General features: G+C 69.2%; 19 protein-coding genes. 6 read left to right on the forward strand and 13 right to left on the reverse strand.

The window, feature by feature from the left end; all coding sequences use genetic code 11:
* Window positions 1-87: 87 nt before the first annotated feature.
* On the forward strand, window positions 88-3,039 hold the full coding sequence (locus AC3WT6_RS15015) for a choice-of-anchor U domain-containing protein (protein WP_492654414.1): 2,952 nt from the start codon (window positions 88-90) through the stop codon (window positions 3,037-3,039).
* Here AC3WT6_RS15015 and AC3WT6_RS15020 read toward each other — a convergent pair.
* Window positions 3,024-4,121: an alginate lyase family protein gene (locus AC3WT6_RS15020; protein ID WP_492654415.1), complete on the reverse strand. Its 1,098-nt coding sequence runs from the start codon at window positions 4,119-4,121 to the stop codon at window positions 3,024-3,026. The two genes, AC3WT6_RS15015 and AC3WT6_RS15020, sit on opposite strands and share 16 nt — an antisense overlap.
* Before the next feature lie 55 nt (window positions 4,122-4,176).
* On the opposite strand from AC3WT6_RS15020, the gene AC3WT6_RS15025 reads away from it, so the two are divergent.
* The 3 genes from AC3WT6_RS15025 (at window position 4,177) to AC3WT6_RS15035 (ending at window position 7,144) form a co-directional block, all read left to right on the forward strand.
* On the forward strand, window positions 4,177-4,905 hold the full coding sequence (locus AC3WT6_RS15025; RefSeq protein ID WP_492654416.1) for a FecR domain-containing protein: 729 nt from the start codon (window positions 4,177-4,179) through the stop codon (window positions 4,903-4,905).
* An 87-nt stretch (window positions 4,906-4,992) separates the two neighbouring features.
* A complete protein-coding gene (locus tag AC3WT6_RS15030; RefSeq protein ID WP_492654417.1) occupies window positions 4,993-5,850 on the forward strand; it encodes an ABC transporter permease in 858 nt (285 codons plus the stop codon).
* Between the two features lie 4 nt (window positions 5,851-5,854).
* Window positions 5,855-7,144 carry an ABC transporter ATP-binding protein gene (locus AC3WT6_RS15035; RefSeq protein ID WP_492654418.1) on the forward strand — a complete coding sequence of 430 codons (1,290 nt, stop codon included), beginning with the start codon at window positions 5,855-5,857 and terminating at the stop codon, window positions 7,142-7,144.
* A 200-nt stretch (window positions 7,145-7,344) separates the two neighbouring features.
* Here AC3WT6_RS15035 and AC3WT6_RS15040 read toward each other — a convergent pair whose 3' ends face one another.
* The 4 genes from AC3WT6_RS15040 to AC3WT6_RS15055 all read right to left on the reverse strand — a co-directional run bounded on the left by AC3WT6_RS15040 (window position 7,345) and on the right by AC3WT6_RS15055 (window position 11,132).
* Window positions 7,345-8,121 carry an FkbM family methyltransferase gene (locus AC3WT6_RS15040; RefSeq protein WP_492654419.1) on the reverse strand — a complete coding sequence of 259 codons (777 nt, stop codon included), beginning with the start codon at window positions 8,119-8,121 and terminating at the stop codon, window positions 7,345-7,347.
* Between the two features lie 14 nt (window positions 8,122-8,135).
* Window positions 8,136-9,104 carry a glycosyltransferase family 8 protein gene (locus AC3WT6_RS15045; protein WP_492654420.1) on the reverse strand — a complete coding sequence of 323 codons (969 nt, stop codon included), beginning with the start codon at window positions 9,102-9,104 and terminating at the stop codon, window positions 8,136-8,138.
* Window positions 9,101-9,925: a glycosyltransferase family A protein gene (locus AC3WT6_RS15050; RefSeq protein WP_492654421.1), complete on the reverse strand. Its 825-nt coding sequence runs from the start codon at window positions 9,923-9,925 to the stop codon at window positions 9,101-9,103. The genes AC3WT6_RS15045 and AC3WT6_RS15050 overlap by 4 nt, the downstream gene beginning before the upstream one ends.
* A gap of 82 nt (window positions 9,926-10,007) precedes the next feature.
* Window positions 10,008-11,132 (reverse strand): acyltransferase family protein, encoded by a 1,125-nt coding sequence (locus tag AC3WT6_RS15055; RefSeq protein ID WP_492654422.1) that lies wholly within the window; start codon window positions 11,130-11,132, stop codon window positions 10,008-10,010.
* A gap of 426 nt (window positions 11,133-11,558) precedes the next feature.
* Here AC3WT6_RS15055 and AC3WT6_RS15060 point away from each other — a divergent pair, with 426 nt between their 5' ends.
* On the forward strand, window positions 11,559-12,284 hold the full coding sequence (locus tag AC3WT6_RS15060; RefSeq protein WP_492654423.1) for a class I SAM-dependent methyltransferase: 726 nt from the start codon (window positions 11,559-11,561) through the stop codon (window positions 12,282-12,284).
* Between the two features lie 108 nt (window positions 12,285-12,392).
* Here the strand turns inward: AC3WT6_RS15060 and AC3WT6_RS15065 are convergent, their stop codons facing one another.
* The gene (locus tag AC3WT6_RS15065) at window positions 12,393-13,496 is read right to left on the reverse strand and encodes an acyltransferase family protein (RefSeq protein ID WP_492654424.1); all 1,104 of its coding nucleotides are present in this window, start codon (window positions 13,494-13,496) and stop codon (window positions 12,393-12,395) included.
* Between the two features lie 161 nt (window positions 13,497-13,657).
* Here AC3WT6_RS15065 and AC3WT6_RS15070 point away from each other — a divergent pair, with 161 nt between their 5' ends.
* Window positions 13,658-14,776, forward strand: coding sequence for a glycosyltransferase family 4 protein (locus AC3WT6_RS15070; RefSeq protein ID WP_492654504.1), 1,119 nt, complete (start codon window positions 13,658-13,660; stop codon window positions 14,774-14,776).
* Window positions 14,777-14,780: 4 nt separating this feature from the next.
* On the opposite strand, the gene AC3WT6_RS15075 is transcribed toward AC3WT6_RS15070, so the two are convergent.
* The 7 genes from AC3WT6_RS15075 to AC3WT6_RS15105 are packed head-to-tail and all read right to left on the reverse strand — an operon-like array spanning window position 14,781 to window position 22,112.
* The gene (locus AC3WT6_RS15075; RefSeq protein ID WP_492654425.1) at window positions 14,781-15,779 is read right to left on the reverse strand and encodes an STELLO glycosyltransferase family protein; all 999 of its coding nucleotides are present in this window, start codon (window positions 15,777-15,779) and stop codon (window positions 14,781-14,783) included.
* A gap of 12 nt (window positions 15,780-15,791) precedes the next feature.
* Window positions 15,792-17,018: a glycosyltransferase gene (locus AC3WT6_RS15080; RefSeq protein WP_492654426.1), complete on the reverse strand. Its 1,227-nt coding sequence runs from the start codon at window positions 17,016-17,018 to the stop codon at window positions 15,792-15,794.
* Window positions 17,018-17,908, reverse strand: coding sequence for a glycosyltransferase family 2 protein (locus AC3WT6_RS15085; protein WP_492654427.1), 891 nt, complete (start codon window positions 17,906-17,908; stop codon window positions 17,018-17,020). Before AC3WT6_RS15085 ends, AC3WT6_RS15080 begins: the two co-directional genes overlap by 1 nt.
* Window positions 17,905-18,786: an FkbM family methyltransferase gene (locus AC3WT6_RS15090; RefSeq protein ID WP_492654428.1), complete on the reverse strand. Its 882-nt coding sequence runs from the start codon at window positions 18,784-18,786 to the stop codon at window positions 17,905-17,907. Before AC3WT6_RS15090 ends, AC3WT6_RS15085 begins: the two co-directional genes overlap by 4 nt.
* 13 nt (window positions 18,787-18,799) lie before the next feature.
* Window positions 18,800-19,696, reverse strand: a complete 897-nt coding sequence (locus AC3WT6_RS15095; protein WP_492654429.1) for a glycosyltransferase family 2 protein — start codon at window positions 19,694-19,696, stop codon at window positions 18,800-18,802.
* The gene (locus AC3WT6_RS15100) at window positions 19,693-20,883 is read right to left on the reverse strand and encodes a glycosyltransferase family 4 protein (protein WP_492654430.1); all 1,191 of its coding nucleotides are present in this window, start codon (window positions 20,881-20,883) and stop codon (window positions 19,693-19,695) included. The genes AC3WT6_RS15095 and AC3WT6_RS15100 overlap by 4 nt, the downstream gene beginning before the upstream one ends.
* Window positions 20,880-22,112, reverse strand: coding sequence for a glycosyltransferase family 4 protein (locus tag AC3WT6_RS15105; RefSeq protein WP_492654431.1), 1,233 nt, complete (start codon window positions 22,110-22,112; stop codon window positions 20,880-20,882). Before AC3WT6_RS15105 ends, AC3WT6_RS15100 begins: the two co-directional genes overlap by 4 nt.

Genomic DNA, 22,112 nt, shown 5'->3' on the forward strand with positions numbered 1-22,112 from the left:
CCCAGATGGGGACTGATGGAACTCCGTGCCGGGATTAGATCATCGCGCAGCGCTTCCGCCAATCACCGCTGCCACGGAGTTCCGACCATGCGTCTCAGATTTTCCACTCTTCTGCTGGCGGCGCTGCTGGTGCCGCGACTGGCCTTGGCCGACCAGGGTCATCTGCTGCTCGACTTCGAGCGCAAGGACAACGCGGTCTACGAGCTGCTGCCGACCGGCGACCAGGGCTTCTACGCCTTCGGCCTCACCGGTACCGGCTTGAGCGTCAGCCGCCATCAGGGCGATGGCAGCCTGGTGGCCAGCTTCGGCAGCGGCGGCCAGCTCAGCAGCACGGCGCTCTCCGGCAGCCTCGGTCAGGTGCTGCTGTCCGACGGTGGCTTCGCCGCCTGCGGCACCGGCTTCGTGCTGGCGCGCTACGACGCGGTGGGCGCGCAGAAGGCGCTGTCCGCCGCCGCGGTGCCGGGTGGCTCCTCGGCCTGCAAGACCCTGCTGGCGCAGACCGACGGCAAGTTCCTGCTGCTGGGCTCCTCCGGCAGCAGCTCGCGGGTGGTGCGGCTGAACGCCGACGGCAGCAAGGACGCCGGCTTCGCCAGCGGCGGCATCGCTTCCGCCGAGATCGGCGTGATCCATGACGGCCTGCTGCTCGCCGACGGCAGTGTGCTGGCGCTGAGTTCCGGCAGCCTGCTCAAGCTCGGCGCCAACGGTCAGGCCGACGCGACATTCGGCAGTGCCGGCATCGTCGCGCTGCCCACCACCGGCACCGGCCTGAGCCTGCTGGCGCAGCCGGACGGCTTCCTGGTGCTGACTGTCGCCAACGACGGCAGCGCCGGTCTGCAGCTGTTGCGCTACCTCGCCAATGGCGCCCTGGACGAGAGCTATGGCAATGCCGGGGTGCTAGGCACCGGACTGTTCGACAGTTCCGATGCCTTTCTGCAATTCCGCGCCCTGCAGTCCGATGGCAAGGGCGGCTACTACCTGCTGGGTCGGGACTCTCCGTTCTCGCCGCGAAATCTCGGCGTGCGTCATTTCAGTGCCGAAGGCGTGGCGGACAAGAGCTTCGGTGACCAGGGGCTGGCGCTGATGCCCAGCACCGGCGTGCTGGCGAATCAGCGTGCCCTGGCGCTGGCGGTCGATGCCCAGGGCGGCCTGCTGGTGGGCGGCGGCGCCCGCAACCAGACCGAGGACTTCGTGATCTACCGCCTGAGCAGCGCCGGCCAGATCGACACCGCCTTCGGCGCCAGCCTGCCGGACCCGGATACCAGTGCCGATGCCTTCGATTTCAGCGACGTCGTCGACGCCGTGGCGGGCAGCCTGGTGATGTCCAATGTGGTCACCGTCAGCGGCATCAACCAGCCGGCCGAGGTGTTCTCGCAGAACCAGGCGCAGGGTACGAGCCTGCAGCCGGAGATCAGCATCAACGGTGGCGACTGGTTTTCCGGCCGCGTCTATCCGCGTCGCAGCGTCAACAATGGCGACCGCGTGCAGCTGCGGGTGACCGCGCCGGCGGCCATGGCCAGCATCCAGATGTCGGCCTTCATCGGCAGCACTTTCGATCTCTGGAACGTGACCAGCGGCGACGGCAGCACGCCGCCGGCCGATACCACGCCGGATGCCTTCAGCTTCGCGCCGGTGAGCGGGGCGGCGCTGGACAGCCTGGTGGAGTCCGAAACCGTCACCATCAGTGGCATCAACACCACGGTGCCGGTGACGGCGCAGGATCTCGAATACAGCCTCAACGGCGGCGCCTACACCGCCGCCGCCGGGCAGTTGCAGTCTGGCGACCGCCTGCAGGTGCGCCTGCGCAGTGCCACGACGCCGGCAACCAGCCGCAGCGGCCGGCTGATCGTCGACAGCACCGAGAGCGCCGATCTGGTCGCCGAGTTCAGCGTCACCACCGCCGAGCCGCCGCCGGCCGATACCACGCCCGATCCGATCAGCTTCGCGCCGCGCACCGGCGTCGAGCCGGGCGCGCTGGTGGAGAGCGAGGTGGTGAACATCAGCGGCATCAATGCCGCCACCGCGATCGGCGTGCAGTCCGGCGAGTTCCGCATCAACGGCGGCGACTACCGTAGCCAGGCCGCCAGCGTGCTGTCCGGCGACACCGTGCAACTGCGGCACACCGCCAGCCTGATGTTCAACGCCTCGGTCAGCACTCTGCTGACGGTGGGCGATGTCGCCACCAGCTTCACCAGCACCACCCGGGCCCAGCAGCCGCCGGTGACCGACACCACGCCGGATGCCTTCCAGTTCCTGCCGCAGAGTGGTGCGGCGGCGGGTGCGCTGGTGGTCTCCAACCGCATCACCGTCAGCGGCATCAATGCGCCGGCGGCGATCAGTGTGGGCGGCGGCGAATACCAGATCGGCGACGCCGCCTACACCAGCGCGGCGGGCCAGATCAGCAATGGCGAGACCGTGCAGCTGCGGCTCACCGCAGCGGCCGCTGGTGGCAGCGCCCAGGCGGTGCTCAACATTGGCGGGGTCAGCGCCAGCTTCACTGTGAGCAGTGCCGCCGAGCCGCCGCCCAGCGGCGGTTCGCAGGCGCAGGTCATGGACAGCAGCAACCGCAGCGTGCGGATCGAGACCGACCGCGGCCAGTTGCGCAATGTCCGCAGCCTGGTGCCGGCGCCGGACGCGCCCGGCAATCTGCGCTTCCGCAACGGCATGTTCGCCTTCGACATCGAGAATCTCGCCGCCGGTGAACTGGTGCAGGTGACGCTGCGGCTGCCGGCTGGCTCCGCGCCCAATCACTACTACAAGTTCGGCCCCGAAACGGGCCTGCCCATCGACCACTACTACCGCTTCGATTTCGACCCGGCCACCGGCACCGGCGCGCGCATCGAGGGCGACACGGTGACGCTCTACCTGCGCGACAACGGCCGTGGTGACCACGACCCGACGCCGGGACGCATCGCCGATCCGGGTGCGCCGGTGTTCGAGACCGCGGCGGTCAGCGCCGAGGCCAGTGGTGGCGGCGCACTGGGGTTGTGGAGCCTGCTGCTGGCGCTGCCGGCCCTGCGCCGGCGTCAGCCGCGCGGATAGAGGTATTGCAGCCAGGCCTGCGCCGGGCCGAGCTGCTCGGCCAGGCCGATCCAGGCCGGGTCCAGGCGCGACGCCAGCTGGTAGGTCCGGCTGGCGTTTTCCGGTTGCCACAGGCCGTCGTAGCCGGGCAGGCCGGCGGCCTGGCGGCGGCGGTCGAAGTCCACGGTGGTGTGGGCGAATTCCTGGTGCTGCTTGCGGCCCTGCGCGTAGTCGGCCAGCCAGACCAGGGCGTTGTTGAGACTGGCGCCGCCCTGGCTCTGGAACCAGTACCAGTCCTCGCCGTGGGCGCGCGCCACCAGGGCGGCGGTCAGCAGCGGTTCCAGGCCGTAGGTGACATAGCGCAGGGCGTCGCGTTCGCGGAAGTCGTAGAGGCTGCCGTCGGCCTCAATGTTGCGGGCCACCTGATGGCGGAAGGCCACCCGGCTGCGCTGGATCAGCCCGGCGTCGTCGAGGGCAAAGGCCAGCAAGCTGGCGAGCTTCACCCGGTGGCTCTGCCAGTTGTTGCGGCCGGTGGGCCTGGGGTCTTCGGCATTGAGATAGCCCTCGGCCATGGTCCGGAACAGGGCTTCGGTGCGCTGACGCAGCGGCTCGGCGAGAAACGGCCGGCCGCGCTCGTAGGCGAAGATCAGGTAGGCGAAGTCGGTTTCGTCGATGGGGTTGAGGCTGGGCCGGTAGACGCCTACCCAGGCTTCGAAATACGTGTTGAGCCGCTGCCGGTAGCGCGGATCGGGGCGGTTCTCGGCGGCGATCGCCAGCGCCAGGCTGGTAAACCAGTCGGCCTTGGCCTGTTTGCTGCGCTGGTAGACCGGCGAGTCCGGCAGCAGACCCTCGGTATGGACGCTGGCCAGAGCCTGTGGCGGCCGCGTCAGGGCGGCGTCGGCGGCCTGCAAGAGCTCCGGCAGGGCCGCCGCGCGAACAACGGCGATGGCGGGCGCGGAGGCGGCGACCTCCGGTGCCGGCGTCGGCAGCGAGGTGCAGGCGGCGGCGCAGAGCACGAGCAGCAGGCCGCTCAGGCGTCGGGCGGATTCGCCCTTATGGCTGCCGGGGCTGACCATGACAGCTGGTGCGGGTTTTTTCAGCATTGCGTATCATCGGCCAAGTCGCGGCGACAGCCGTAGTTTCCTCCAGAGGCCTGCCATGCGTAGCCTGCTTGTTTTGACCTTAAGTCTCGTCCCTGTGCTGGGCTATGCCGCGAGCATCGGTCGCGTGGTCGAGGCCCGTGGCAGTGCGGCCAGCGATCAGGGCGGCGTGGTCACCCCGCTCAAGCCCGGCAGCCTGATCGAGTTGCAGCAGTCCCTGGACATCCCGGCGCGCTCCTTCGCGGTGCTGCGCATGGACGATGACGAGGTGGTCTCGCTGGGCGAAAACAGCCGCTTTGAAGTGCTCGACTACCGGTTCGACACCCGGGTTTCGGCCGGCAATGCCGCCCGCTATCGCCTGGAGGCCGGCTCGGCGCGGCTGATGTCCGGCGTCATCGCCCGCCAGCAGCCGGGCTCGGTGGTGCTGGAGACTCCTTACGGCAAGGTCACCACGGTGGGCACCGACTACAGCGTGCGGGTCTGTGCCGCCGGCGCCGGCTGCGGCGCGCCGGGCGTGTACGTGACCATCAAGGACGGCAAGGTGAAAGTCAGCGGTGACAAGGGCAGCCAGGACGGTGTTGCCGGGCAGATCGTGTTCCTGCCGGCTGCAACCAGCATTCCGGTGTTGATCGCCGCCTTGCCGGAGGGCACCGAGTTCCCGCCCGACCCGGAGCCCTTCCTGCTCGCTGCCGGCGGCAGCGTCGGTCCGGTGCGCATCGAGATCACCGGCAGCGTCTGCGATCCTGCCGCCAGTCCGTCGACGCCGGAGTGTTCCTCCAACCGTTGAGTGCGTTAAGCCTGCCGGAGGCGGGATAGGCCGGGCGCAATGCCCGGTGTTCGCGCTGGAATCTGTAACTTTTTGCCGTACTGAACCTTGCGCGACAAAACCGAGATCCTGATTACCCCGGAAGGCGGACGCCTTCGGGCCTACGTCGCCTCGCTGCCGGCGTTTCACGAACTGCTGGCCTTTCTGGTCTGGAAGGATCTGAAAGTGCAGGTGGCGCAGACCACCCTGGGCTTCGGCTGGCTCCTGCTCCGACCCATGCTCAATGTGCTGGTGATGAGCCTGGTGTTCGGCAAGCTGGCGCGGCTGCCCAGCGACGGCCATCCCTATCTTTTGTTCCTGCTCAGCGCCTGGTTGCCCTGGAGCTATTTCAGCGGCGTCAGCTCCAAGGCCACCAGCAGCCTGTTGGGCAATTCCTCGCTGGTCACCAAGGTCTACTTCCCCCGGCTGTTGCTGCCCACCGCCCTGGTGTTGGGCGGGCTGCTGGAGTTTCTGATCGTCTTCGGACTGTTCGTGGCGCTGTCACTGGTGATGACCGGCGGCCTGCCGCTGGCCGGCCTGCTCTGGCTGCCGCTGCCACTGGCGCTCTTGCTGCTCACCACGGCCGGGGCCAGCTACTGGCTGGCGGCGCTGGCGGCGCAGTTCCGCGACGTACGCAATGCCGCCAGCTATCTGCTGCAACTGCTGATGTTCCTGGCCCCGGTGATCTGGCCGCTGAGCCTGCTCTCGCAGCGCTTTGGCGCCGCCGCCGACAGCCACTGGTTCACCACGCTTTACGGCCTCTACCCCATGGTCGGCGTGGTCGAGGGCTTCCGCCGCGCCCTGCTCGGGGGCGGCGAGATTCCCTGGCAGCTGCTCGGTCTGGGTTTCATCTCCGCCACGGTCCTGTTCATCACCGGCCTGGTGCACTTTCAGCGCAGCGAAAAGCGCCTGGCCGACGAGCTTTGATGTCATGAGCGACTACGCCCTCAAGGCCGAAGGCCTGTCCAAGTGTTTCCGCATCGGCGCGGTCAAGAAGCGCAAGCAGGAAACCCTGCTTGCCCAGGCCGCCGAGGGCGGGGTGCGTGCCCTGCGTCGCTTGCTGGGCCGGGTCAGCGAGGAGGAGAAGGCGGCAACCGAGCACTGGGCGCTGCGCGACCTCAATCTGGAGGTGAAGGAGGGCGAGGTGGTCGGCGTGATCGGCCACAACGGCTCCGGCAAGAGCACTCTGCTGAAGATCCTCTCGCGGATCACCGCGCCCACCACCGGCAGCGTGCGGGTGCGCGGCCGCATGGCCAGCCTGCTGGAAGTCGGCACCGGCTTTCATCCCGATCTCAGCGGTCGCGAGAATGTCTTTCTCAACGCTGCGATCCTCGGCATGCGCCGCGAGGAAACCCGCCGCCGCTTCGACGAGATCGTCGAGTTTTCCGGCGTCGGCGCCTTCATCGACACGCCGGTGCGCAACTATTCGTCGGGCATGAAGGTGCGCCTGGGTTTTTCGGTGGCGGCGCATCTGGACCCCGACGTGCTGCTGGTCGACGAGGTGCTGGCGGTGGGCGACGCCGCCTTCCAGGCGCGCTGCCTGCAGCGCATCGAGGACATCGGCGCCAGCGGCCGCACGATCCTCTATGTGTCGCACGACCTGCGCAGCGTCGCCCGGCTTTCGCAGCGCAGCGTGGTGCTCGATCACGGCCGCATCGTCTTCGACGGCCGCACGCTGGACGCCATCCGCCACTACGAAGAGAACATGAGCGGCTTCCGCTCGCGCCAGGTCTGGGACGATCCGGCTACGGCTCCCGGCGACGCAGTGGTGCGCCTGCGCCTGCTGGAGCTCACCAGCGCCGGCGCGCCGGTGACCGGGCCGGCCGACGTGCGCCGGCCGCTGGAGCTGCGCCTCCGCTACGAGGTGCTGCAAGCCGGGCTGCCGATCATGCCCAGCCTGCATCTCTACGACTTTGGCGGCACGCCGGTATTGAGCGGTCTCGACCTGCATCCGGACTGGCACGGCCAGCCGCGCAGTACCGGCGTCTACGAGACGGTGGTGGTGCTGCCCGGCAACCTCTTCCACGAGGGCAATTTCCAGCTGGCGGTGGCGCTCTCCACCATGGAGCCCTTCCACTGTCACTGCTATCTGCACAACGCGCTGGCCTTCTGGGTCTACGACCCGCTGGAAGGCGACAGCACCCGCGGCCTGTTCCGCGGCGATCTCAAGGGCTATGTGCGGCCGCAGCTGGACTGGCAGACCGAGCGCGTTGGCGGCTGAGAGCTTGTGAATAAACCTACTGCGCTGCCCAATCGCGCATTTGGCCTAAGCGGGACTGGCACTGCCAGTCCCGACGCGGGGCCAAGTGCCATGCGGTGCTCGCAATCCTCACGCACACAAGTGCGCTGCGGTTGCTGCGCTCCTATTCCTTGCGCTTGGGCATGCTCGCTACGGTTTCTTCACAAGTTCTGAGCTTCGAGCTAGCTACCGAGCCGTATCGCCAGGGTGTCGCCGCCCCGGCGACGTAGTTCATAACCCTGGCTGCCGAGCAGCGCGCGCGCCGCCTGCTGTTGATCCTCCGGCAGGTGCTTGTGCTCGTAGAGCACCACCCTGGGCCGATAACGGGCGAGGTCGAACTGCTTGAGCACCTGGTAGTCGTAGCCCTCGGTGTCGATGTGCAGCAGATCGACCCGCTCGGCGTGGTTGCGGTCGAGCACCGCCTGCAGCGGAAGGCAGGCCAGCTCGGCCTCGACGATGTAGGGCTCCAGCCGGCCTTCCAGATGCTTGAGGATATGGCTGCGGTCGAAGGAGCCGAGCTGGTCGTACCAGTAGGGCAGCTCCTCGCCCAGGCCCTCCTTGGCGCGGTCGGAGACGTAGTAGAAGCGCGCCGTGCCGGCCTGCTCGCCGATGGCGACGTTCTCGAACACGAAGCGCCTGGCGCTGCCGTAATTGGCCTTGAGCCTGGCGTAGAGGTAGGGCACCGGCTCGATGAAGATGCCGTGCCAGCCGCCCAGGCCCAGCCAGCTGCGGTGGCGGCGGATCAGCCGGTGGATGGGATCGCCCTGGGCGCCGTCGTTGGAGCCGACCTGCACGAAGTACACGCGGCTTAAGCCGCGCAGCGCCGCCTCGATCTGCACTTCCAGCGGATGCGGCGCCGGCACCAGCCGGCGGTAGCCGCGCTGCAAGGGTAGGTAGAGCCAGGGCAGGCGGCGCAGCGGCGCGGCGAGGCGCTCGCGCAGGGCGGTGGTCAGGGACACGGGGCGAGGCTCCATCAGGCGCGGGCGGCGAGGCGCTGGCGCAGGCTGCGCACGCGGGCGCGCAGGCGTGGCCAGTCCAGCCGGGTCAGCAGGTTTTCCAGATCCAGCAGGGTCCAGGGCGTGTGCGTCACCGGCCAGGGCAGGCGCCGCGCATAGCGGGCGTGCAGGCGCCCGTAGGGATGCTTGCTGGGATCGACCCAGGGCTTGGTGCTGCCTTCGAAGTGGATGATCGCCGGATGGCGGATCGCCTCGTGCAGTTCCTCGGCGCCGAAGATCACCCGGCTCTGGTTGGCCATCATCAGCATGCGCATCGCGTTCCAGCGCGGCGCCAGCGGCAGCCGCGCGGCGTAGAGCACCGCCACCAGCGAGTCCTGGTCGCCGAAGCGGGTCCAGTCGGCATTGGCCAGCCCGTGGGCGATCACCTTGCCGGTGATGTCCTCGCGCCGCCACCAGTCGAGGTTGAGCAGCATGACGCCGGAATTGAAGTAGTCCTCGCGCCGCTCCAGACCGCAGCGGCTGGCCCAGGCGAGTTCCGCCGGGCTGTCCCAGAAGGGGTTGGTCACCGCCGCCAGCGCCTTGCCGTCTAGCGCGGTGCGCCACAGCGGCAGGAGGCTGCCGACCACCAGGATGTCGCAGTCCAGGTAGAGGATCTTCGGCTCGTCCGGCAGCAGCCGGGGCAGGAACACCCGGTACCACATCACCGGCCGGATCTCGCCGGCCTTCATGGTCTTGAACAGCGGCAGGCCGGCGACCAGCGCGTCCGGCACCGGGATGAAGTTCAGCTCCAGTCGTTTATCGAATGCCCGCAGCGATTGCCGGATCAGCGCCTGGCTGTGCGCCGAGAAATCCGGCGTGCACAGGTAGTGCACGCGAAAGCGCGCGCCTGGGGTGTTCTCCAGCGCGCTCAGCAGCATGGTGGTGGCGTAGGGCGCATAGCCCTCGTCGCTGGCGCAGGTGAGGACGATGCTGTCGTCGCCGCTCATGTGCTGGCTCCGGCTGGCCGCTGTAGGGGCGCGTAGGGTGGGCGCGCGCGCACGATCAGCGCCGCCCGCAGCTGCTCGCGCCGCGCCGCGCCTGGGCGGTTGTCGCTGAGCGAGTGGCGGTTGTTGTAGACGTAGAGCACCTCGTCGAGATAGCGCCAATGCCGTGCTGTCGCCATCTCCAGCATCGGCCACATGGTGGCGGCGTCGGCGCCGGAGCGCAGGTAGCCGCCATCGCTGTCGCGCAGATCCTCGTCACGGATCGCATCCCAGAGAAAGCGCCGGTAGCTGCGCAGGTGCGCGGCGATGAAATCGTAGTAGCGGTAATAGCCCAGCTCGCTGACCACCTCGGGATAGCGGTAGACCTTGCCGCGCACCGACTTGCGCAGCCAGCGGTCGCGGCGGCGCGGCGGGTAGGCCAGCTCGTGGCTGCCGTAGGTCAGCCAGACCTCGGGGTCGGCATACACCGCCGCCAGCCGCTCCAGCACCTGCGGGTGCTTGAGCCAGTCGTCGCCGTCGAGCACCACGATCACTTCCTCCGGCGCGCCGGCGACGGAGCGGATGGCGTGCACGAAATTGGCCACCGCCAGTTGCCGCTCCGGCCGGGCGATGCGCAGAAAGCGCGGATCGTCGCCGGTGCAGCTTGCAGCTACCTCCAGGGTGCCGTCGCTGGAGGCATCGTCGATCAGCACATGGCGGAAGTGCGGATAGCTCTGGGCCTTCAGCGAGCGCAGGCTGCGCTCCACCCAGGGCGCGCACTGATAGCTGGGGCTCACCACCAGGAAGCGTGTAGGAGCGGCAGCGGCCTCGGGTTTGGCGGACATGGTGGGTTCAGCTAAGGAGACGGCGACACTAACGCGGTTGGCAGGCATCCGCCGACGGTAATTGCCGACCGGGCATTTTTCACTATCCCGGCGCCAACTGCCGGGCGGCGCCGAAGCGGTCTTTCAGCCGCAGCGCCGGGGCTTCCACCAGCCGGTGCAGCGCCAGCGCCAGCGCCAACGAGACCAGCACGCCGCAGGCGGCGAGCAGCAGGGCGCCGAGGTTGCCGGCAAACAGTGCCGGCCAGCGCGGCCGCAGCAGCAGCAACACCAGGCTGGCGGCGGCGAAATGCACCAGATAGATGCCGTAGGAATAGCGGCCGAAGAAGCCCAGCCAACGGACCTGCAAGGCGCGCCGCAGCCAGCTTTGCGGCGGGCTGAGCAGGGTCTGGTAGAGCAGGCCGCCGAACAGCAGTGGGGTGGCCGAGGTCAAGAGCGCGCCCAGGCCGGCTTGCTCTCGGTGCGGCAGGCTGCGCTGGCTCAGGAACACCGCCAGCAGAAACAGCCCGGCCAGGACCGGCGCCAGCGCGTAGCGGCGCGGCAGGCGCAACTCGCCCTGGCAGAGACGGGCGGCGAGAAAGCCGCCCACCGCGAAGCCGTCCATGCGGGTCAAGGTGAAGTAGTAAATGCTCAAGGCATCGGCGCCGGACAGCCACAGCGCCAGCTTGCAGGCCCAGCAGAAGAGCAACAGCCCCAGGCAGGCGCGCGCCAGCTGCGCCGGCCTGAGCCACCACACCAGCCAGGGCCAGAGCAGGTAGAACTGCTCTTCCACCGCCAGCGACCACAGGTGGCGCAGCTCGCGCAGCGCCGGTTCGCCCAGCCAGGCGCTGCCCAGGTTCTGGCCGAACAGCAGCAGCCCCGGCAGATGGCGGCGGGCATCGGCGAGTACCGCGGCGTCTTCCACCAGGCTGAAGATCAGCAGCAGGCTCAGGCCCAGGTAGGCGTAATAGGCAGGCAGGATGCGCAGCGCGCGGCGACCGTAGAAGGTGCGCGCCCGCTGCGGCTCCGCGCGCAGCTGTACCAGGATGCGGGTGATCAGAAAACCGGAGAGCACGAAGAACAGATCGACGCCGATCCAGCCGGCGCGCGCCAGCGCATGGGTCCACAGCGACAGCGGCCCGCTGGCCTTCAGGTGCAGAAAATGGGTGGCGAGCACCAGCAGGATGGCGATGCCGCGCAGGCCGTCCAAGGCCTTGTCCCTAGCTTCCATTCCGTCCTCCCTCCTGGAGGCCTGGGCTACTGATTACGTCCTTGTGTCGGCCGGTCCCAGGGGCAGTGCGTTGGAACTGGTTCTGCTGTCAGTCTAGGGTGTGTTGGTCACAAATACATCGCTGCGGCGGAAGGCGGTTTTGGGGCAGTGCAAGGAAGCAAGAGTGCGCAATAGCGGGCCTATTGAAACTCTTGCTGACGCTGCAATGCCCCAAAACCGTCCCGCCCCGAAGGGTTGCTGGCCAAAAGCGCGTCATGCGGCGTTGCCCGCCTCGCGAAGGCAACAAGCCTTCGCGTCGGCAGGTGCCTTGCCTGACGCGCTTTTGACCGGCAACGCAGCGAGGTATTTGTGGCCAACACACCCTAGCCGCAGGTCACCGCTTGCGGCGATGATCCCTTCCTTAGCCACCTCTTCCCAAAGCCCCCGATGGACGCCAGTCAATTCAACGCCATGCCCCGAGTCGGCAGTGCCGAACCGCCCCGCAGCCACTGGCGCTGGTACACCTTGGTACAGCTGCGCGAGGGCATCCGTTCCGCCTTGCAGAAGTCCGGGCTGGGGCCAGGCAAGCTGGCGGTGGAGCTGGGCTGCGGCAACTGTCCCTACGAGGGCATCGTGCTGGCCACCGGTGCGACCTACGAGGGCGCCGATCTGAAGGGCAACAAGCACGCCGACCGCATCATCGGCGACGACGGCCGGGTGCCGGTGGCCGACGGTCATTACGACCTGGTGCTCTCCGCCCAGGTGCTGGAGCACGTGCCGGACCCGGCCGCCTATCTCGCCGAGGCGCGCCGCCTGCTCAAGCCGGATGGCCGTCTGGTGCTGTCCACCCACGGCATCTGGATCTACCACCCGGAGCCCAACGACTACTGGCGCTGGACCGCTACCGGCCTGCGCAAGACGGTGGAGGACGCCGGCTTCGAGGTCGAGTCCTTCCAGGGCCTGATCGGTCTGATCCCCACCGGCCTGCATCTGGTGCAGGACCACCTCTACAAGCGGCTGGCGCTGCGCAAGCGCTGGTTCGGCAAGGGCTTTGTCTGGCTGATGCAGAGCCTGATCGCCTTCACCGACCGCCACCTGCACGGCGAGATGGGTCGTGCCCGCGACGCGATGATCTACGTGGTGCTGGCCAAGCCCAAGCCACCCGTCGGCTAGAGCGTTTTTTTGGCTCAACTGGCGGCATCTTTCTTCGCTGCGTCCACCCGCCCCCATCCCGGCCTTCCCCCGCAAGCAGGGGAAGGAGACCAGCTAGCACCCTAGGCCTTAGGCCTTGCGGCCGGCCTGCAGGCGCTGGTCGATCAGCTTGTAGAGCAGGTGCGCCAACACCAGGCAGCTGGCCAGGATGATCGCCGACACTAGCAGCGCCGGCGGATCGCTCAGCCCGATCTTGGCGAGCAGCTTCGGCACCAGCTTGGGGAATAGGCTGGTGATCGGGAAGTGCACCAGGTACAGCGGGTAGCTGATCACGCCCAGATAGACCAGCGGTGGCCAGCGCAGCGGCGCCAGGCCGCGCGCCTGGCGGTTGATCGCCAGGATGCTGATCCAGGCGCAGCTCATGTAGACGCCGGCGGTGGCGGCCCAGGGCTCGTACTTGTCGATCTCCAGGCCGGCGGCACTGGCCGCGTAGTTCTCGAAGACATAGGGCAGAAAGCCGGCCAGCCCGGCGACGAACAGCGCGCCCAGCAGCCAGTTGACGCGCGCCCGGTTGGCCTCCATCCAGGGCATGCCCAGGGCCATCAGGCTGCCCAGTGCGAAAGCGTCGATGTGGTTGCTGATCAGCACCATGTGGGTGTTGACCAGCCGCTGGTGGATACCCAGCGGCAGCGCCAGCAGCAGCAGCGTCAGCCAGATCCAGCGCGGCAGGTAGCGCAGCGCCAGCACCAGGATCGGCAGCAGGATGTAGAACTGCTCCTCCACCGCCAGCGACCAGAGGTGGCGGATGAAGTAGATGTCCTTGTACATCGGGCTGTCGCTGTAGAGCAGCTCCGAGTACTGCGAGAAGCTGAAGAAGCGCCAGAACTGCTCCAGCTGATAGGCCTTTTCGGCACTCTGCGGGTTGAGCGCGATGGCGAGCAGAAACAGCACCCAGACCGTCAAGAGATAGAGCGGCCAGATGCGCTCGACGCGCCGGCCCCAGAAGCTGAGCAGACCGCGAAAGTTGACCGCCTGCTTGATGACGATGCGGGTGATCAAGAGGCTGGAGATCACGAAGAACATGTCCATGAACATCCAGGCCCAGAACAGCGGCTTGGCGTTCATGTGCGCCAGGATCACCATTGAGGCGCCCAGGCCGCGCATGCCATCGATCTCGAAGAAACGAATGGGCGCAGTGCGTAGCGGCGCGGCGGTCGCCGTGGGCGCGGTCATGGTCGGGAGTCTCCTCTAGAAGGGGGCAGTGTCGTAGTGGTGGACTGCACTTTTTATGGCCGGCAGATTAGCAAGCTTGCAGTTGCCGCGTAGGCCCGGAAAACTCCCGCACCGCGCCGGACTTGCCGGCCGCGACTGAATACGAGGATTCCCTCTTGGCCGTGCTTCCCAAGCTGTTGTTGTGCAGTCACGCCGGCTCGCCGCTGGAGCCGCGCACCTGGTCGGGCACGCCCTACAAGCTCTATAGCGCGCTGCGCGAACAGACGCTGCTGGAGCCGGTGGGCTGGGCCAGCCAGCCAGCCGAGCGCTGGCAGCCGCGGTTGCGCAAGCTCGACCGCCTGCTGGGCCTGCAACACGGCTTCATCCATGGCCCGGCGCGTCGCGCCGGCGCCGCCCTGGGCGCGACCGCCGCCGCCCGTGCCGCCGGCTGCTCGGCGCTGCTGCATCTGGGCACCTACGACCTGCTGCCTCTGCCCAGCCGGCTGCCGCACTACGTCTACGTCGACAGCTGTTACGACTTCTGGGCGCGCAACGCGCTGGCGGCCCGCCAGCTTGGCCGCTACCAGCGCGAGGCCTTTCGCCTCTTGGAGCGGCAGACCCTGCGTGCGGCGCGGCGGGTGTTCACCGCCGGTGAACACGTCGCCGCCGAGATGGTCGAGCGCTACGGCCTGGCCCCGGCGCGCCTGCGGGCGGTGGGCACCGGCCTGGGCGACATCCGGCCTTTGCCGACGGCCAAGGACTACGGCAGCAAACAGCTGTTGATCGTCGCCAAGCTGCGCCCGGCCGATAAGGGCCTGCCGTTGCTGCTGCAGGCGCTGGAAATCGCGCGCCGTAGCGACCCCGAGATCAGCCTGACGGTGATCGGCGGCGCCAAGTATCCGGAGTTGCAGGGGCTCGCCGGCGTGCGTGGCACCGGCTGGATCAGCGCCGAGGAGCTGCAGGACATCTTCGACCGCGCCGCCTTGTACGTGATGCCGGCCGGCTACGAACCCTGGGGCCTGGCCTATCTCGAAGCCCTGGCCTGCCGCACGCCCATCGTCGGCCTTAATCGTGGCGCCTTTCCGGAACTCAGCGGCCAGGGCCGTTACGGCTTCGTGCTGGAGCAGCAGACACCGGAGGCGCTGGCCGCGCTGCTGCTGGCCGCGCTCGCCGATCCGGCGCGACTGGCGCGCATGGGGGAGGAGGGGCAGGCGCATTGCCTGGCGCACTACAGCTGGCAGCGGGTGGCGCGCGAGATCGGCGAGGGCATCCTCGCCGATCTGCGGCCCGCGCTCGCCTGAGGATTCAAGTGGGCAGCCCGGCCAGCCAGAGATCGACCAGGGCCAGCTCCTTTTCGGGAATCACGCCCAGCGTCACCAGCGCCTGGTAGCAGCGACGCAGGTCGCCGCGTACCTCGCCTTTTAGCTCGCAGGCGTCGAGCGCGCCGACGATGCGCTCGTTGTTGAGATAGCCCGGCACCTCGTCGGCGAAGTCGCGCAGCAGGTTGTGCTCGTTGCGCTCCTGGCGGACGCTGGGTGCGGTGAAGATCAGCCGCTCACCCAGCGCCCAGAGGCAGCGCTGTGCCACGAAGCTGCGCCAGATGTCGGTCATCCGGAAGCTGCAATACGAAGGCAGGTAGCAGAGCGCGGCGACGTCGCGGCGGAACCAGGTGTTCTGGCTGTTGAACGGGCACCAGAGGCCGGACTCCAGCGAGATCGCCGCCGCCTGGCGGTCGAAGTTCACCGGCAGCGGCCGGGTCAGGCGGTAGACCGCATCGACATCCGGGTTGTCGTCGGCCAGGCCCTGCACCAGCGCCGGGCGCTCCAGCTCCCATTGTTCGCTGGCCTTGCTCGCCAGGTCTTCCGCCAGCTTTTCCAGCGGGTAGCCGCGCGGCCAAACCGGTTCGCTGGGCGAGAAGTAGCGGTAGGCATTGAGCCAGCGCGACTCGCTGCGCAGGCGCCGCGCGCGCAGCTCGTCGCCGCGCACCAGGCTGAAGAAATTGTCGAGCGGATAGTTGTCGTCGTCGGTTTCCAGCAGCCAGTCGCAGCCGCGCTGCAGCGCCAGCAGGTAGCCGAGGTTCTTGCGGGCGTAGTGGCCCACCGGCAGCGCCTGGCTGAATTCCGGCAGCACCTGGTTCTGCCGCGCGAGGTCGTAGTAGTCCGCGCCTTCCAGCTCGAATACCGGTGGCGACTTGCGGTCGCCGATCACCACGAATTCGGCCTGGCAGGCCTGCGCCTGCGCGGCCAGCGCCTGCATCACCGGGTTGGGCGCCTGTATGGTGGTGACCACCAGTCCGATCTTCATGTCCGCGCTTCCTTAAGTTGGTTTGTTGAGGGAGTTGTAGAGCTGTTCCAGGCGGTCCAGCCAGGCCTGATTCCGGTAATGCGCATCGACGCGCGCGCGGCCGGCCTGGCTGAGTACCGGCCAGCGCTCGCCTGCATCGAGCAAGTTGGCGATGGCGGCGGCGAGTGCCGCCGGATCGCCGTGTGGCACCAGGCCAGCGGCGGCTTCGCCCAGGGTTTCCGGAATGCCGCCGACCGCGCTGGCGATCACCGGCAGGCCGCAGGCCAGTGCTTCCAGCAGGGCCACGCCCTGGGTTTCGGTATTGCCTTCGGCGTCGATCACCACCGGTGCCACGTAGAGGTCGGCGGCGTCCATCAGGGCCTGCACCGCCTCGCGCGGCTGGGCGCCGAGAAAGCGCACCCGTTCGCCCAGGCCCAGTTCCTGCGCCTGCGCCTCCAGCGCGGCGCGCAGCGGGCCTTCGCCGACCACTTGCAGACGCAGGGGGCGTTGCGCCAGCGCCGGCTCGACCAGGGCCGAGAGCAGGTATTTCAGGCCCTTGAACTCCACCAGCCGGCCGACGCTGAGCAGCTCCACCGGCCGCTCGCGTGGCGCCGTGCGCGGCCGCCAGGGGTAGCGCTCCGGAGCGATGCCATTGGGGATCAGCCGGAGCTTGGCGGCCGGTGCGCCCAGGGCGAGCAGGCGCGCGCGCATGAACTCCGAGCACACCACCAGCGCGGCGGCACGCGCGAACAGCGGCGCGTAGTAGTCCGCCGGGCGGCCGCGCAGATAGCCGTGCACGTCGTGGCCGTGAAAGGTCACCACCAGCGGCGCCCGCAGCAGCCCGGCGGCATACAGCGGCAGCAGCCGCTGGCCGTTCTGGCCGGAGTGCGCGTGCACCAAGTCGTAGTCGCGGCCCTGCGCCCAGAACGGCAGCGCGGCGTAAAAGCGGCTCCAGAACTGGTCGCGCGGCCCGGCCTGCCAGAGCGCGCGCAGCCGCGCCGGGTGGCCGAGCAGTTGCCGCCAGGCGCGGCGCAGGGCGTCGCGCCAGACCGCGCTGCGCCCGGACGGTGGCACCGGCAGATAGCGGGTCCGGGCCAGCAGGCCCAGGCGCTCGATCTCTGGATGCGCGGCGCTCTCCCTGCCGGGACGACGGGCATGGATGTCGACCGCATGGCCGCGCGCCAGTAGTCCGCCGACGTGGTCGAGCACGAAGGTCTGCGACACCGCCGGGAATTCGGTGACGACGACGGCGATGCGCACTAGTGCTGATCCTTGGTGGGCGGCTTGCGCAGCACCGAGATCGCGAAGTGGTAGTAGAGCAGGATGCTCAGCGCCACCACGCCGGGGCGGCGCAGCGGCGGCAGGTTCTGGGTCTTGTCGGTGCCGACCAGCATGCGCCACCAGTAGCGCGGCCGGGGCCGCAGCATGGTCGGCAGATTGCGCCAGATCTCGCGCTCACCGCGCCCGAGCAACTCGAATTCGCGGCGACGGAAGCCGCCCGCCACGCGCCGGTTCTTGCGCAGCAGCGCCGACACGCTCTCGCGCGCCGGGTGCAGCACCGCGGCTTCCGCCGAGTACGCCAGCCTGTAGCCAGCCTGGCCGGCGCGCCGGCACAGCTCGAAGTCGCCGCTGGATTGCAGGTCGGCATTGAAGGGGCCAATAGCCTCGAACACCGCGCGCTTGACCAGCAGATTGGCGGTCACCGAGGTGCCTTGGCTGACGTAGCGCTCCTGTGGAAAGGCGAATACGCGGTCGTAGTCGGCGACCAGCCCCGGCTGCTCGATGAGGATGCCGATACGGCCGCCGACCAGGTGCACGTCCTCGGCCTGCAGCGCCGCCCAGCCGGCGGCGAGCCAGTCCGGTTCCGGCTGGCAGTCGGCATCGGTGAAGGCCAGCACCTCGCCACGCGCCAGCGCCAGTCCGGCATTGCGGGCGGCGTAAGAATGGCCGCGCGGTTCGTGCAGCAGCCTCACGCCAGGCGGCAAGGCGAAGTCCGCCGGTGGCGGTGCGACGTCGTTGTTGATGGCGATGATCTCGAAGTCCTCGCGCGGCCAGGTCTGGCGGGCCAGGGCTTCGAGACAGAGGCGCAGGCGCGGCCAGTCGCGGTAGACCGGGATCAGCACCGAAATGCGTGGCGGCGTCTGGCTCATGCGCCTGCCTCCGGCAATGGCGACTCCGCCGGCAGCAGGAGGTAGTCGCAGAGGTTCAGGTCGCCATGCAGGCCGAAGTCGCTCAGGGCCTGCAAGCCCTGGTAGTGGCCGTCGCCGCGCTTCAGGACCCGATAGATGCGGTAGTCGAGTTCGCGCAGCAGTTCCACCAGCGCCTGCTGTCTTTGCAGGCGCGCCTGATTGTCGGCGTTGTAGGCGGGCAGCACCTCGATCAGCACCGGCGGCCGGTCGCGCTTGAGCATTTCCAGCAGGCCGCGCAGCACTTCCAGCTCGGCGCCCTCGACGTCGATCTTCACCAGCCCGACGCTACGCCGGCCCAGCGCCTGCTCGGCGCTCTGGTAGCGGAACACCGGCACCAGCGTCCGCCGACGCACCGGATTCGGACGGTAGTTGTGGATCAGCGAGGCGGAGGCATCGGCCGGGTCGTCGGAGAAGAATTCCAGGCTCAGCAGGCAGTCTTCCTCGAACAGGCCGGCGGGGACGATCTGCACGTCGGCATAGCCCTGTTCGCGGATCAGCACCGAGAGGTAGTGCAGGCAGGTGGGGTTGGGCTCGAAGCCCAGGTACTCGCGGCCGGGTTCGGCGGTCTTGAACTTGAGCAGGGTCTGGCCGAGGTTGACGCCGACATCGACGAACAGGCCTGGATGCAGCGGCAACAGCTGGCGCAGCAGGTCCAGCATCCAGGGCTCGGAGGCGGTGCAGGCCAGGCCCTGGAGGCGCGGCACCTTCAGGCTGTGTCCGTCGAGCCGCAGCCGCCGCCGGGTGTTGAGGTGCCAGTTGAGCCAGCCGCGCAGGCCGCTGCGTTCGGCGGCGGCCGCCAGCAGGCCGCGCAGTTTCTGGGTGGGAGCGTGAGAGCGCATGGGGCTAAAGCGGTTAGCGGATATGGTGTTCGACGCGGCGGTCGCTGAGCCGGCTGTGCAGCATGCGCCAGGCGATCTGGTAGTGCAGGCACAGCCGCAGCAGCATCACCGGCACTCGCTGCATCGGCGTGTACGCCTCGCTGCCACGGCCGCCGGCGAGCAGGTAGTACCACTCGCGTGGCCGTGGTCGGAAGGCGTGCAGCAGCAGGGTGTAGAAGCGCCGGCTGCTGCCCTCGGACTCGCGCAGCAGGCGGTCGTACTGGCCGCTGGCGATGCGGCGGTTCTTGTCGAGAATCTCGGTCAGCGTTTCGCGCGCCGGGTGGCGCACCAGGGCGTCGTCGGCATAGCCGATGCGGTGGCCTAGCGCGCCCAGACGGGTGCAGAACTCGGAGTCGCCGCAGGATTTCAGCCGGCCGTCGAAGCCGCCGCCTGCCCGGTAGGCCTCGTGGCGCACGAACAGGTTGGCGGTCACCGAGTAGCCGCCCAGCTCCACCAGCTGCCGCTGCTGGAACTCGAACAGGCTCTCGTAGCGCACGGCGGTGTTCTGCTGGCCGGCGATGATGTCGATGCGGCCACCGACCAGATCCCACTCCGGATGCGCATCCAGCGCGGCGAGGCCGGCTTGCAGCCACTGTGGCGCCGGCTGGCAGTCGGCGTCGGTGAAGGCCAGCACGTCGCCGCGCGCCAGACCGGCACCGGCGTTGCGGGCGGCGTAGGAATACCCGGCCGGCGCATGCACATAGCGCACGCCCTCGGGCAGCGGCGGCGGGTTCGATGTGGCGTCGTTGTCGGCGACGATGATCTCGAACTCGCTGGCCGGCAGCGTCTGTAGGCGCAGGCCTTCCAGGCACAGCGCCAGCCGCGGCCAGTCGCGGTAGGTGGGGACGATCACCGAGACGCGGAGGCTCATCGGCTCGTTGCCTCCGCCACTTGCTGGCGCAGCAGGCTCAGATAGTGCTGCGCCTGCTCGGGCGAGGCGTAGCGGCGCAGCGCGGTTGCGCGCGCCTGCGCGCCCATCGCCGCCCATTGCCCTCGGTCCGCCAGTGCCCGGCGCAGCGCGGCGCTCAGCGTGGCGGCATCCGGCTGCTGGTAGTGCCAGCCGGTCTCGCCGTCGTCGATGGTCTCGGCCGGCGCGCCCAGCGCGTGGACGAGCACCGGCTTGCGCATCAGCATCGCCTCGACGATGGCCAGGCCGAACGGCTCGGCGTCGATGCGGGTGCTGGCGGCGAAGTCGGCCATCGCCCAATAGCGTTCGGGGTCGTCGACGGTATCGACCCAGTGCAGGCGGTCGGCGATGCCCTGCTCCCGCGCGCGGGCCTGTAGCGCCTGCGCATAGTCGGAGGCGAGCGGGCCACCGACCAGCAGCAGGTGCAGGCGGGGCTCCTCGGCGGCCAGGGCTGTGACCGCCTCCAGCAGCAGTACAGCCCCCTTGCTGGGATCGAGGCGGGCGATCTGCACCAGCAGCAGCGCGTCTTCAGGGATGCCCAGTTGCGTGCGCGGGATGGCGCGCACCCGCGCCGGGTCGAAGCGCGCGGCATCGACCGCCGGCGTCACTACCGAGAGCAGCCGCACCCGCACCAGATGCCGGGCGCTGTAGTCGCTATTGGCCAGCACCCGGATGCGCCAGCGCCGCGACATCGCGTCGTAGATGCGCTGGTTGAGCGCGAACGGGTAGGGCGAGGGCGTGTTGGGCATTTCCAGCACCAGGCCTATCCCCAGCTTGCGGCAGATCGGTCCGGCCAGCGGCATCAGATCGGGCCAGGGCAGGCAGAGCAGGTCCGGGGGCTCGGCGGCGAGCGCCTCGCGCAGCGCGGCGCGCAAGCGCCACAGGATGGCGGCGCGGCCCAGCAGCCCGCGTGGCGAGAAGCGATGGCTCAGGTAGCGCGCGTGCAGCGCGCCGTCGGGCTGCACACCGCGCACTGGCCAGCCTCGTTCGCGGGCCGCTGTGCCTAGCGGGCCTTCGGCCAGGCTCAGCAGCGAGACGCGCTGCCCGAGGTCGGTCAGCAGACGGCCGTTGTTGAGCACCGCGCTGGCGACGCCGCCGGGCTCGTCGCCCCAGACCAGCCAGGCGATGCGCAGGGCCGTTGGCGCGCTCATCGCCAGGGCTCCGCGCGCAGGCAGCGCTCATAGGCCGGCAGGCTGACCGCGAGGCTGTAGTGCTCGATGGCGCGCTGGCGCGCCGCCGCTCCCATCGCTGTCCAGCGTGGCCGTTCCGCCAGGGCACGCTCGATGCCGGCGGCGAGGGTCGCGGGCTCGGCGTCGGCCAGCTGCCAGCCGGTGACGCCGTCCAGTACGGTTTCCGCGGGGCCGCCGAGTGCGCGGGCCAGCACCGGTTTCTGCATCAGCATGGCCTCGACGATGGCCAGGCCGAAGCCTTCGGCGTCGGGCCGGCAACTGAGGATGAGATCCATCATCGCCTGCGCCGGCGCCGGATCGTCCACCGCCGGGATGAAGTGCACGCAGGCTTCGAGTTGGAGCTGCCGCATCAGGGCGCGCAGCGTCTCGGCATAGGGGGAGTCCAGCGGCCCGCCGAGGAAGACCAGGTGCAGGCGCCGCTCCTTGCGGCGGGCGAGGGCCAGGGCCTGGATCAGCGCCTCGCCGCATTTCTGCGGCGACAGCCGCGCCACCGCGCCGAGCAGGATCGCGTCTTCCGGCAGCTGCCAGTCGGCGCGCCGCCAGGGCTGCACGCGGGCCGGGTCGAAGTGCGCAGGGTCGGAAGGCGGGTAAACCACCGCCAGGCCGCGCGGCTGGCCCAGCCGCTCGCCGCTGAAGCGGCTGTTGGCGATGGGCTTGACCCGATACCAGGCCAGCAGCGCGGCGTAGATGCGCTGGTTGAGGCGGAAGCGGTAGACCGAGGGCACCTCTGGCATCTCCCACAGCAGGCGGATGCCCAACTGCCGGCAGGGGCCGCCAACCATCGGCAGGAAGTCCGGCCAATAGACGCTGACCACCGCCGGCCGCAAGCGCCGCAGGGCCTCGGTGAGCGCCGGCCGATAGGCACGCAACTGGCGCAGCGCGGCGAGCTGGCCCAGACGCCCGCTGGCGCCGGTTTGCGCGTAGCGCGCGTGTTGCTGACCGTCTTCGTGCAGGCAGTGCACGTCATGGCCGAGAGAACGCAACACCTCGGCCAGCGGGCCGGCGTCGAGGCAGAGCATCTGCACCGGCCAGCCGCGCGCGCGCAGGCCGCCGGCGAAATTCAGCAGCGCGCGGCGCACGCCGCCGATGGGTTCGTCGCCCCACAAGACCCAGCAGATCGGTGCTTGGCCGGCGACGCCCACGGGCAGGCCCGGCGCGGCGACGCGGTCTGGCGGGGCTAGGGAGGGCAT

This window comes from Stagnimonas sp. FW305-C-60, assembly GCF_058782965.1.